Genomic DNA, 12,179 nt, shown 5'->3' with positions numbered 1-12,179 from the left:
CTTGCTGCAACAGTGCAATGAAGACGGGCGTGTTTGACTGCTTCCGATATTCTCGCGCCACACCTGACGCCCAGTGGTCACCTGCTTGTGGTGCCGGAGGACGCTGCGCCACTATTGACGAATGAAATACGACTGCCTTATTGCCGATGCGCCGCCGATGACGCGCGGGGAGTATCTAACGGCAGATGAGCTGGCCACGCTGTGGCGCGAGATCAATGCTGCCTTGATCCAGGAACTGGCGACCACAAAAGTCTCGCTTCAGGATTTCTTCAGGTTGCGCCACCCGGCCTGGAATCTCGTCAGCCGCGTGCATTTCAACCTCGCTGTCGCTTCGCAAACGTCCGTCCCTTTCTGCTGAAGTACACTATGGCGACATTCCCCAAAGAAAGCCGCTCGCACAAGGGTGCGGACCCCTCGGGCACAGAGGTGTATTCATCGCAGTCCCGGTCGGCAAAAAATCGCCCCGTGGTATGACTGGTCAGTTTCCAGGCATTGACCGATTGTTTAACGCCCGAACGGAGCGAAATCGATCCATGGATATGTTACAGGCCATCCGTGCCTTTTCTCACGTAGCATCAGTTGCCAGCTTTACCACGGCAGCACAAGAACTCAACCTCGTTACATCTCAGGTATCACGCGCTATAGCAGACCTTGAGACGCACTTGAACATACGTCTGTTGCATAGGACGACTCGGCACGTGGCATTGACGGAGGCAGGGGAGCGGTATCTTTCCCACTGCGAAGTGATTCTCAAACATTTGGAACAGGCGGAGGCTGAGGCGTTGGGAGTGAGCGCCGAGCCCTCTGGGACACTTCGGATCGGCGTCTCCGCGAGCTTTGACCGGCACCACCTACCGGGTCTGATATCAGGCTACCTGGAGCGATTTCCGCAGGTTTCGGTGAGCGTTACACTGGTGCAGCAGATACAGGAAGCGATGCTTGGCCATCACGACGTCGTACTTCTTTGCTCATCAGAACCGCCCGTACCCGGCATAAGCTCTGAGTGTCTTGGTGCGATGTCTTCGATCCTCTGTGCTTCACCTGTCTACCTGGCACGTTACGGAGTACCAAAGACACCTTATGACCTTAAGCAACATCGGTGCATTGATCTCGCTGGCGATGTGTCATCTGGGGAATGGCAATTTGAGGGGCCATTGGGTCATGAGGCATGTTCGGTCGGCCACACAGTTCTTCTGAGCGACCTATGCGACGTACTCAAAGATTCCATTCTGGCTGGTCTGGGCGTAGGCCCATTGCCCCTTCGGGTTGGAATGCAAGAACTGCGTGCTGAGTCAGTGGTGCGCGTCCTGCCTGAGTACAGGGTGAACACGCGTAATGTCCACGTGGTTTACTCATCTCCCCTGCCTCTCGATAAAAAAATAAGGACATGGGTCGAGTATCTGCAGGAAGTGTTGCCCCAACGTCTTGCTAGTGATGAGGCCGCGTTCGCGCCTCTTGCTGCGGCGTCGGCTGGCAACGGCATGTCCGCAAACGACATACAAAACTGAGGTACTGACGATACCTCGAAATAAACGCGACTTTTCGATTAGAGGGCTAGACTAGAGAGCCAATACCGGTCTCACTTTGAGTTCTTTGAGTGAGCGGTTATCGCTCACGGAGACGCGCCCTCGTGTGGGTGCAAGGAACATGACAAAACAAAAAAGCCAACCTTTGGGCTTGCACCCGTGGTTGGCTTAAGAGTGCGGCCCGACGTTTCGAGCCGTATGTCATGCGTTCTATTAGAACTTGTGACGGATACCCAGGCTGACGATTTCCTGACTGGACGAACCTGCTCCGAAGCCATACGAGCCAACCGATGCGCCTGCGTCGACGATGGCGCCCGTGCTTTGATCACGCTGATGGCCGCTTGCTTTCTGGTAAGCACCGATCAGGTACAGGTCGGTACGCTTCGACAGACTGTAGTCGCCGCCCAGCGAAACCTGGTTGTAGCTTGCCGACGCATCGCCAGAGCCGTGCGTGTAGGTGTAGCCCAGACCGAGCAGCATTGCCGGCGTGACCTGCCAGCCTGCGTAAGCGCCAGCAACCTGGTACTTCTGCTGCGACGCGAAGCCCGAGAATGCGTCCGGCTTGTACTGCGCGAAGCTGTAACGCACGTTGAACGTGAACGGACCCGTGACAAATTGGCCAGCTGCCGAAGTGATGTCGATCTGCTTGGCAGACTGGTACGCGCCGTTGATGTTCGAGCCGTCAAACGTACCGTCCGACGTCGCGCCCGAACCCCAGACGCCAGCCGGCGTTGCCGGAGTGAAACCGCGGCTTGCCAGCGTGTTGCCGTTTTCCATGCGGAAGTAACCAGCGGCAACGCTGAACGGACCGCCGCTCCACGTTGCTGCGCCTGCCCACGATTGGCCTGAACCCGTTGCGCCAGCGACGCCGCCGAGAGCGTACATGCCTTCGAACTGGAAGCCGCTCCACACCGGCGAGACGTATTTGATGGCGTTGTTCGTACGCGAGCTGTTGTCGTTGTTGTCAACGTCGCCCGGCGTCGCGAACGTGCTGCCGAAGTAGTTGTCAGCCGTCAGCGGCTGGACCATATCGACGAGCGGGTCGTATTGGCGACCCATCGTGAACGTACCGTAGGCGTCGTGCGCCAGACCGACATACGCCTGACGACCGAACAGGCGACTGCTTTGGAGGCTTTTGCCGTTATTCGGATCGAAGCCGCTTTCCAGCTGGAAGATCGCCTTCAGGCCGCCGCCAAGGTCTTCCGTACCCTTCATGCCCCAGCGGCTACCCTGCAGGTTGCCGGCTGCCAGCTGCCACAGGTTGTCGTTGGCCGTGTTGGCGTTGTGAATGTACTGGATCGATTCGTCGATCAAGCCATAGAGCGTCACGCTGCTTTGTGCATGAGCTGCGCCTGCAGCGCCAAGCAATGCCAGCGAGAGGGTCGACAATGCAATTCGTTTCATCCGTTTCTCCGCGCAGAATGATTCGCTTTGTTGTTACGAACGGGAGGGTAACTCGATATCCTTGGATTAACGAAGCGAAACAAAATTGTGTATCAAAATACTGACACCTATGCGCCTCATATTTGACTCGGACTGCTTGCCGTTTATTTTTTTCATGGCAACACGTAGGGATCCTAATAGGGTTTTCCCGGGGAACTTCTTCGCCCCGTTCTGAAAAGACCGCTACTGAAGCCTGTCAGTAGCCCACTAAACCGATAAGTTTGTATGGAGTATTTGCTGAATTTATATGTGCTGAAGTATCTGCTTCGAGTCTATCGGTCCCTAATTGCGCGACATAGGGAGCAACCTATAGGAACCAATGTCCACTGGGAAAGCGGAGCGCTTACTCATCGAGACGACGACCCGAATCTGGTCGAAGCCTACGCGCTGTTTTTCGAGGCGTACGGATACGCCATCCAGCCGGCAGCGGACGGCGTCGACGCGCTCGCCGCGTACTGCGTCTCGCACTGACGTCGTGATTCTCGACATCCAGATGCCAAGTATGGACGGTTGGGCGGTGGCGAGAGAAATCCGGCGCAGACTCTGCGCCAAAGCAACTTTGATCCGACCTATGCCAACGCCCCTGATCGCTCCAGCCGCCATATCCTCTGCGACCCATTCGCCCGTGATACAGCAGTACCTTCAGGGGTGACACTTCAATCCTCAGATGCGGTTTAACAGGTTCGTGTTCCTCAACCGTGCCATGCTCAGTCTGGAGGCTCATCTTGGCGCACCCGCTTCGCCACAAGCCCCGTTTCCCACGGACTACGTCACCTTGCCAGTGTCGGCAAGTCACCGCCGCTTCGGCTCACTTCCTCTCGCAGCAGAGAGACGGCATGCCCCGGTACCGCAACGTCAACTTCTCCGGGTACTGCATTCCAGACATGCTCAAGCAGCTTCGCCCCCATACGGGCGGGCTACGCTGGCTGGGCGTACCGTACGTGAAATCCGAAACCCACAGCTGGTTTGGCCGGTCAGCCCTGAACTGCCGGTTGACACGATCCAGCGGGGCGTGGAGCAGATACTTTGGGGATGGTAGTACGCGCTCACTTACCGCGAATCACGCCGCGCAAACCCTGTAGCTTCATCAGCCGCTCAACTGTGCAACGTGCCACTGCGACACCTTCCCGCTTCATCTGCTTCCAGACTTTGTCCGCGCCGTAGACCCGCATGTTGTCCTGCCAGAGGCGCTTGATCTGCGGCCGCAAAAACTCGTCGCGTTTTGCGCGGCCACATCGCGGCGACGGATCGTGAAGTTGTGCGGCATGACGCCGGTAGCCCGACGGGGCAATCCGCAAGACCTTGCAGATTGGCTCGAGCCCGAAGGCGTCGCGGTGCTGATCGATAAAGGGCAACTCGGCCATTCTGAAGGCACCAGATCGCGCCCCTCTGGACCACGATCTAAGATATAAATGCCACACATGACGGTGACGGCCCTTTGGTTTTTGTTGTTCGCTCACCCGGACCCTAGCGTGATGCCAAACCATAATGCGCGAACGTCCGCACCGGTATCGCCGTTATGCATCGATAGAGTCGGTGCTGGAGGAGCTCGGCTGCAACGGACTCTTCTCTGCCGAGGGCGCAGCGTGGGCGCCTCAACGAAAACTGCTTATGCATTCGTTGTCCATTCCACATATCAAAGCCTTTTATCCCAGTCTTAAGGCCATTACGGAGAGGCTTTACCTACGTTGGCAACGCGCAGCGGCGCACGGAAATGTAGTCGAGATGACTGACGATCTCAAGCGCTACACGGTGGATGTCACCGGTGCTCTTGCTTTTGGTGAAGATCCGAGAACTCTTGAAAAACACCGCGGTGTCATACAAGAGCATCTCGCGCTTATATTTCCGATGTTAACGAATCGTATCAACGCGCCTTTTTCATACTGGCGATATGTGAAACTCCCTCGGGACCGCGAACTCGACCGCTCTCTGATCGAAGTTCACGGATACGTGCGAAATATGATGAGCCGGGCACGTGAACGAATGCGCGATGACCCGTCGGAGTTGCCACGTCATCTCCTTGAAGCGATGCTGGTCATGCGCGACGCGCCGGAGTCCGATGTAACCGACGTCCAGGTCGCTGCAAATGTTCTCACGCTACTGCTTGCAGGCGAAGATACGACAGCGAATTCGATAGCGTGGACGCTGCTAAACGTTGCTGCCGATTCGGCCTTGCAACAGAGACTCTTTGACTCGTCGCGCGGTGTGCTCGGCCCAGCTCCCGTTTGCCCGGACTTTACGTCGTTGAAGCAACTGGATCTGCTCGAAGCGGTTTGTACGGAAACTGGAAGGCTATGTCCTGTCGTCGCGATCAACTCGTTTGAGCCATTGGAAGACGTGTGTCTCGACGACATCATGCTACCGGCTGGTACGAAAATGTTTTTCTTGAATCGGCCCGCCACACTCGACGCGCGCAATTTTCTAATCCTTTGCAGTTCGACCCTGATCGCTGGCTGCATGACGGGAGCCGCCCGCGCACCACGCACGACTCACGTGCATACCTGCAATTCGGCGCCGGGCCACGTGTGTGTCCGGGACGTTACCTGGCCGCTGTGGAAATGCGCCCGGTGCTGTCGATGCTGATGGCCAACTTCTCGATCCGAATGGCTGTCAACCCAAGTACGATTCGAGAGATGAATGCCTTCACCATGGTCCTGAGTGCCATGCCGGTGCATCTGTCAGCACGGACCACGTGAATTTCCTCGGCTCGCGCGCGCACTCGAAACACCAATGCGTATTGGCTTGAACCAGAATTCTTTGTGAACCTCAGTGATGAAACTTGCCGGCCAAGGAAGCTCAGCTTCAGGCTGAGTTCGACCAACAGCCGACTTCCGGCAAAAACAGCAAAGCGGACGTTGCAACGCCTCGCTTTCGCCACGGCGTTCTGCCCTTCGTCGCTGCGCGAAACTCGCCCTCGGTCGCGGGCCCCCCCTTCGCCTGGTTTCGTGACGAAGTAGATACCGACGAACCGACTGGAAGCAAAACGCGACGGTAAACCCCGTCTGCGTATGACCCTTTCGTCAGCAGAGAACCGAGACGGATAAGCACAAGCACGTCCAACACAATGACGTGTACTATCGCCACAGTGTGAATGTTGTCCACTGCTGGAATGTCGCCTCTCTGCCGTGCAGCGCCTTCGACATTAATACCCAATCTGGCAGCGCGGTTCGCAACAGAACGAACTGCATATGGGAGAGCCGAGCGTGATGAGACCTGCGAAGCATTGCGTGGTAATCGCGGCGGTGTGCCTCGTGGCGGTATGCCTGATGGCCGCATGCTCGGGGAACGGCTTGTTGAACAGCAAGTCCACTCTTGCGGCGTCCTTCCGGACCATACCGTGTCCCCAACCGAACATCGCAGGCTTTCCCGAACTCGACTTCCCGTCAGGTGTTCAGTGTGGCTACCTCACCGTGCTCGAGAATCGGGCCAAGCCCGACGGGCGCCGTATCCGTATCTTCGTGATGCGCGCACCCGCTGTCTCGGCGACGCCCAAGCGCGATCCAGTCGTCTACCTCTCGGGCGGCCCCGGCGGGGCCGGGTCGTTCGAGGTGGCGTTCATGGTCGAGCACGGACTCAACGCCGACCGCGAAGTCATCTTCGTTGACCAGCGTGGCACGCACCGCGCCGATCCCCTCCTGCGATGTCCCGGCTGGGAGCAGTTTTTGTTCGACGCGGTCAGCCTTCCCTTCGCGGCGGAATCTAGCACCGCCGCAGACGCCGCGGCGATCAAGGAGTGTCGCGACCAGTTGGCCGCCACCGGCGTCGACCTCGCTGCCTACAACAGCACGGAGAACGCCTCCGACATCGCCGACCTCCGGGTGGCGTTGGGCATCGACAGCTGGAACGTCTATGGGGTCTCCTACGGATCGAGGCTGGCGTTGACCGTCCTGCGAGATCACCCACAGGGGATCCGAAGCGTGGTCCTCGATTCGGTGTCGCCCCCCACGGTCAACATCGTCGAGACGTGGTGGTCGGCTCCGGCCAGCTCGTTCAAGGCGATCTTCGCCGCGTGTGCGGCCCAGACCACCTGCGCCAAGGCTTACCCGAACCTGGAATCGGACTTCACGGCCACGGTGAACCGCCTCGACCAGACGCCGGTGGTTACCCAGGTCAAGGACGAGTCCGGCGCATTGGTGAGGGTCAACGTCGACGGGTTCTCTTTCGCCTATACGATCATCATGGCGAGCGAGCGCGGCGATGCCTCCGGTATCCCCATGATGATGGCCGACATGGCGCGAGGCGACCCCCGCGCGGTCGCGGCCACATATCTCGCCTTACGAGGCCCGCATGATTTCGTCGGACTGGGCGGCGTCGGTCTGGCCCTCGACGTGTTCTGCGCGGAGAGCGCCAATCTCACCACCGAGGCTGCCACGTTGGCGAAGGCGAAGGCGGCGCTCCCCGGGTTCCCGGACCGAGTGCTAAAGGTGCAGCCCAAACAGGGACGACTCTTCACCGAGTGCCCGATCTGGAACGTCGGAAAGGCGGACCCGGCGGTGAGCGCCCGAATCGTGAGCGACGTGCCAGTGCTGATCCTCGAAGGCACCTTCGATGCCGCGACAGCGCCCGAGTGGGTCGACGTGATCACCCCGGACCTCAAGAACGGCCAAGTCGTGCCATTCCCCTTCACGGGCCACTCGGTCCTCGGCAAGTCCACGTGCGCGCCCTCGATCATGGCCGCCTTCCTCGACAACCCGACGAAGCCGGTCGACCCGACCTGCGCCAGACAAATCACGCTGAATTTCACGACAGGTTGATGTCCTACGATGAACAAAAACGCCCAAGGCCGGTGGTGTTCCCGAGTTCCATTCCTTGACCCCATGCATTTCGAAGACGCGAATGCAAACGCCGTTAGGGAACGCTAGATAAAGTTAGATTCGCGATAGTTATCCTATGACTACTTGATCAATGGTGGGGGCAAAGTGATTCGAACACTCGATCCCCTGCACCCCAGGCCGAGGCGCTGAGAGTTATCGTGCTCATCTGAATCGCCTCGCAGCGGAGAGGCACCGAGCCGGGTTATACCCCTTTCTTTCCGCGTGCCCCGAATAGAATGCGGCTCGATCTGCAATGACCGCTTACTAGTAATTTCGGCGACGACAATCACCGATTGCTTCTTTATTTGGGCGGTGATGTCAAGGGTCGATCTCCCCATTGCCATGGTCCTCGTCGCGTTGCCGGTGCTACCAGGCCTCCTCTATTCGACGCATACGGGCGGGGACCGACCGGCTGCTTTCCCGACACCAGGACCCGTCGAGATGTCCCGAAAAGAAGAGGGCCAACTAACAGCAGAAATCTTTGCCTAGATACGCAGCCACCGGTCGCACTCGCTCAAGGCCCGGCATTAACTTCTCACCTTTCCTTTCATGGCTAGAGGATCTTCCGGCTCGCCGCGTTAGTGCGGCTTAGGTCATTCAGCGTCAGTTCACACCACTGCTCGGAAACCGTAGTTTAGCCAGCGGCTGCTCTCGCCCGGGATATTAGGCTGCGCTGGATGCTTTGCCAACGAAATGACTGGCGGCCCGACCTGACTAGTGCGGCCCCCTCATCGATTCCAGTTATCAGGCGACAGAATCGCATCGATTTGCGATTCCGCATCGGCCTGAGCCTTCGAAACAGCTTCCGGACCGTAAGCGATGCCTTCAGCGTAGACGAATTGCACATCCGTCATACCGAGGAACGCGAGCATGGTTCTAAGAAATGGCACCTGGCTGTCTGATGGACCGTCCTTGTGAATCCCACCGCGTGCGAGGGCCACGATGACTTTCTTGTTTTTGAGCAGACCTTCCGGACCGCTTTCCGTATACCGGAATGTAACCCGTGCGCGGGCAATCGCGTCGAGCCAGCTTTTGAGTTAAACGGTCACGCCGAAGTTATACATTGGTGCGCCGATCACTAACACGTCAGCGCTTTGTACTTCTGCAATCAATGCATCGTCGATGGCTACGCGAGCAGCTTGTTCGGCATTACGTTCCTCCGGCGCGGTGAACAACGCGGTAAGGGCAAACTCATCGATATGTTGGAGCGGTGCGCTGGCAAGGTCGCGGCGGATGACTGTCGCGCTGTGTGTCGCCATTTGCAGCCGGGATACAACAATGTCAGCGAGGCGGGTTGATTCCGATCCAGTGCTACGGGCGCTGGAATTGATTTGCAGAATGTTCAATTTAATTAACCTCAAGCAAGCTTCCCTGTTACGAGAGAGCTTTTTCAGTTCTGAATCGATGCGTTGGCCCCGTGCAAGTTGATCATGTGCGACAGGTTGCACGGCACGCCCTCTGTACCCCTTTGCAGCATCGGCATCGCTCTGCCGGCTGCGGCTGCTTCCGCACCTGCCGCTGGGGCGGGTAAACAAAGAGCCCGCGACAGCCGAGGCTGGGCGGGCGAAGCTCGCGACAGGTGACGCACGAGCGAGGAGACACGGTGGTTGCTTGGCCCGGAATCGAGCCGCGCGCTACCATGGAATCAAGATAGACGGACGGCCCAAAAGAAACCATTCTACGAACGGTCGCTGCAGTGTTCCGTATGTATCGTGCGCTTATACGATTGGATAGGCAGGCTTCATCCTAAAGCCTTGCAGCCAGCGCAGCTGGCCCAATCAAAACTGTGCCGCATCGGATGGACTCGTTGAGCGCGAAACCCTTGGACGATTTCCACCGCACGCGCCAAGGGATCTCGACCGCGATGCGACGTGCAGGTAGTACACGCCGCTAAGCGTGGAGGGTTGGTATTCACCTTTGACTTCTCAACCGGATTGAGGCTGCTGGCACTCTGTTTGGAACCAGTAGTCGACCAGGCGCTGTGCCGCTTGTAGGTCATCCGGGTAGTATGGATCGTCATACCACGGTGACGGGTTGTAGCCCGCTTTCCTCAGGGCAGCCAGTTCGCTATGGTGTTGCGCCATCGTAGGGGGCGCGTTGGTCCTGAGCGCCGCTAGGTCGCGGCACTCTGTTGGACTGAGGTGCGGCCCGGCATACGGCCTGCCGCCGGCGGCACAACCGGCGAGCAAAAGCACCAGAGCTGAAAGTATTGACCGTATTCCAGGCGCCCTTCTCATAGTACGTGTCCTTCCCTACGATGGTGGCAGCCCGCCCAGTGGCATGCCGCCGCGCCCGGCGTCTCGTGGTCAAGTCGTTTCGTCCTTCGAGTGACGATGCCGTCTTGCTGCCGACTAATACCTACTTGTCGCCGCTGTCACGCTCGCCGCGCTTGTGCGAGTGCGTCGCGCCGTGAACCAACTCGTAGCGCACACCCTTGCCGCTGCGCGCTGGGGGAAAATGCTCGCCTTCGACACACGTCACTTCGAAGCCGGAGCCACCGTCGCCTTCATTCACCCTTATAGATCCTAGACGTCTGAACCTTCTCGCCGGGTTTGTGCTGTTCGGCCATGTCAGGCTCCTTTTGCCCTGCCTTGCGACACGCAAGCATTGTTCCCGCCTCGCTATTAGCAGCCAGGTCAGGAAAGCGCGCGGCGAATGCTCACGCGAGGCGCGCACCCGAGCCGTCGTCGCTCTTTGAAAGTCTCTTCGACTCGCCACCTTGTCGTCCAGCTTCGTGCTCCAGTCGTTTGCGATCAGCCTCGGGCGCGGCGGTGCCGCGCCGCCGGCGCTCGAAGACGACCACCTACTGCGGTTACCCAAAGGCCGACGGGAGCCGCGCGGTCAGCGCGGCAGAAAAGGGCTTGCGGAAGTGTCTGCGCTGCAATTCATTCGAGCGGTCCGAATGGACTCGCGAACGGATTTGTTCGGGGTGCGGCGACAAACCCCGCGTCGTTGGCGTTTTCCGGCACAACCGCAATCTCAGAGATCCACACGAACGGCGGTCCTTGCTTCAGATCCCTTGAATCACTAAGCAAAGTCCGTCGCCCGGTCTGCGGGTCAACCCGGAAGAGCAGGGTTGGGTCGGTGACCCTATTCGCTGGGTTACCCGCGCCAACGATTATTCCTCCCTCCCTCGGCTGCTCCAGGGCGATGCCGGAAAGGCGCCACCCAAGCGGTCCTTGCGCAGCATTGTCGAAATCGCTGAGGACAGCACGGTTCCCGGTATTGGGATCAATTCGCAGAAGCAGATTTCTGGGGACGGGCGCAATTGACGACCCGTGCGAATTGACCAGGATCTGCCCGGAGGTCTCGACCGCAATACCGGTTGAAGGTACCAAGCCGGTGGCACCCTGTGCCGGGCTGTTGAAATCGCTGAGCAGCGATCGTTGACCCGTAACCGGATCGACCCGGTACATGTCTCCTACGTCCCGGCTGGGGCCGACGGGGACGAACCACGTGACGCTTGCGACCACCGCCCCGGTTTTCTCCAGCCCGAGGTCGGTAAAGTACGCGACGCAACAATTGAACACGTCGCCCTGAGCCGGGTTCGCGAGATCGCTGACCACAACGCGGGTGCCCGTCAGTGTATCTATGCGAACAATTGACCTCGGAGCGCCACCGAATTGCGGTTGCGCCCAATTTGTCATGAGACGTCCGGACGCATCCACTGTCGAGCCAAAGACGTCTCCATGAAATGGCCCGGTGGTGAAGTCGCTCACGAGGGTCCGGTTACCGGTGCGCGGATCGACCGCGTAAATGCCGCTAGTAGCAGCGGTGACGAATATCTGCCCCCGTCCTATAGCGACACCCGCGAGAAACGATCTGTCCACAGGCCCTTGTGTCGGATCCAGAAAGTCACTGATGATAGTGCGGGCGCCGGTATTGGGATCTACAAGGAACAGCTTGCTCGCACGAGCGTCGACAACCAGGATATCGCCTCCATGGATAGTAGCGGCCTGGGCGAAGTTGCCTGCCAGCAGAAGGGCGCAGAGCACGCCGAGCCAAGCGCGAAGGAAGCGCCGACAAGAGACGCGACATGGTGCTTTCCAACTTGAACCGGCGATGCTGTGGCCTAGCACCGTGATCCACTTTGTCGCGTTTGCCATCACTATTCTCCTTTTGAACCGTGGCGCGTGGAAGCCCAGGAGGTCGAACACCGTAAGGCGTACTTCTAGCGTATGAAACTGGCGGTCAATTGCAAGGTTGTGAGCTGCTACAGCAATGTCGGTGCCGGAAGACGTGTTCGGGCGGCCCGCAGCGGAGACGCGCGTGCCCCTCCGTCGCACACAGCGAGCAGATCAAAGGGCAACTCCAGCCAAACCGAATTTTCTCGTGATGGTTTGCGCCCCAATTCAGCGCGTGGTAGACGGCCGCGAAGATCCGTTTGATCATACGC

The 12,179-nt window shown here is 58.7% G+C and carries 9 protein-coding genes, 3 pseudogenes and 1 other annotated feature; of the genes and pseudogenes, 6 read left to right on the top strand and 6 right to left on the bottom strand.

From position 1 onward, the window contains the following. Positions 1-121 precede the first annotated feature (121 nt). Both P0D80_RS37150 and P0D80_RS37145 read left to right on the top strand, forming a co-directional pair. A complete protein-coding gene (locus P0D80_RS37150; protein WP_408291240.1) occupies positions 122-358 on the top strand; it encodes a hypothetical protein in 237 nt (78 codons plus the stop codon). Positions 359-470: 112 nt separating this feature from the next. Next, positions 471-1,508, top strand: a complete 1,038-nt coding sequence (locus tag P0D80_RS37145) for a LysR family transcriptional regulator (RefSeq protein WP_408291238.1) — start codon at positions 471-473, stop codon at positions 1,506-1,508. Between the two features lie 231 nt (positions 1,509-1,739). Here the strand turns inward: P0D80_RS37145 and P0D80_RS37140 are convergent, their stop codons facing one another. Further along, positions 1,740-2,930 (bottom strand): porin, encoded by a 1,191-nt coding sequence (locus tag P0D80_RS37140; RefSeq protein WP_408178692.1) that lies wholly within the window; start codon positions 2,928-2,930, stop codon positions 1,740-1,742. A gap of 273 nt (positions 2,931-3,203) precedes the next feature. Between P0D80_RS37140 and P0D80_RS37135 the strand changes: the two genes are divergently transcribed. Then, positions 3,204-3,440: a hypothetical protein gene (locus P0D80_RS37135; protein ID WP_408291235.1), complete on the top strand. Its 237-nt coding sequence runs from the start codon at positions 3,204-3,206 to the stop codon at positions 3,438-3,440. 466 nt (positions 3,441-3,906) lie between these two features. On the opposite strand, the pseudogene P0D80_RS37130 reads toward P0D80_RS37135, so the two are convergent. After that, positions 3,907-4,318: pseudogene (locus P0D80_RS37130) on the bottom strand (IS3 family transposase); the annotation flags it as partial. After that, positions 4,253-4,386 (bottom strand) — a sequence feature (AL1L pseudoknot). (Overlaps the previous pseudogene by 66 nt.) A gap of 71 nt (positions 4,387-4,457) precedes the next feature. Here P0D80_RS37130 and P0D80_RS37125 point away from each other — a divergent pair. From P0D80_RS37125 to P0D80_RS37115, 3 genes and pseudogenes are all read left to right on the top strand, one after another. Further along, positions 4,458-5,294, top strand: a pseudogene (locus tag P0D80_RS37125) (cytochrome P450); the annotation flags it as partial. A gap of 14 nt (positions 5,295-5,308) precedes the next feature. After that, positions 5,309-5,665, top strand: a complete 357-nt coding sequence (locus P0D80_RS37120) for a cytochrome P450 (protein ID WP_408291233.1) — start codon at positions 5,309-5,311, stop codon at positions 5,663-5,665. A gap of 597 nt (positions 5,666-6,262) precedes the next feature. After that, on the top strand, positions 6,263-7,723 hold the full coding sequence (locus P0D80_RS37115) for an alpha/beta fold hydrolase (RefSeq protein WP_408291230.1): 1,461 nt from the start codon (positions 6,263-6,265) through the stop codon (positions 7,721-7,723). Positions 7,724-8,511: 788 nt separating this feature from the next. On the opposite strand, the pseudogene P0D80_RS37110 reads toward P0D80_RS37115, so the two are convergent. The 4 genes and pseudogenes from P0D80_RS37110 to P0D80_RS37095 all read right to left on the bottom strand — a co-directional run bounded on the left by P0D80_RS37110 (position 8,512) and on the right by P0D80_RS37095 (position 11,889). Further along, positions 8,512-9,129, bottom strand: a pseudogene (locus P0D80_RS37110) (FMN-dependent NADH-azoreductase). Between the two features lie 579 nt (positions 9,130-9,708). Further along, positions 9,709-10,020, bottom strand: coding sequence for a DUF4148 domain-containing protein (locus P0D80_RS37105; protein ID WP_408178689.1), 312 nt, complete (start codon positions 10,018-10,020; stop codon positions 9,709-9,711). A 121-nt stretch (positions 10,021-10,141) separates the two neighbouring features. Continuing rightward, positions 10,142-10,297, bottom strand: a complete 156-nt coding sequence (locus P0D80_RS37100; RefSeq protein WP_408291228.1) for a hypothetical protein — start codon at positions 10,295-10,297, stop codon at positions 10,142-10,144. A 371-nt stretch (positions 10,298-10,668) separates the two neighbouring features. Continuing rightward, on the bottom strand, positions 10,669-11,889 hold the full coding sequence (locus tag P0D80_RS37095; protein ID WP_408291225.1) for an NHL repeat-containing protein: 1,221 nt from the start codon (positions 11,887-11,889) through the stop codon (positions 10,669-10,671). Positions 11,890-12,179: the final 290 nt, after the last annotated feature.

The organism is Paraburkholderia sp. RL17-373-BIF-A (assembly GCF_046030175.1).
Taxonomy (GTDB): domain Bacteria; phylum Pseudomonadota; class Gammaproteobacteria; order Burkholderiales; family Burkholderiaceae; genus Paraburkholderia.
Note: the sequence above shows the minus strand (reverse complement) of the source record. Positions and strands in the feature narration are given on the sequence as shown.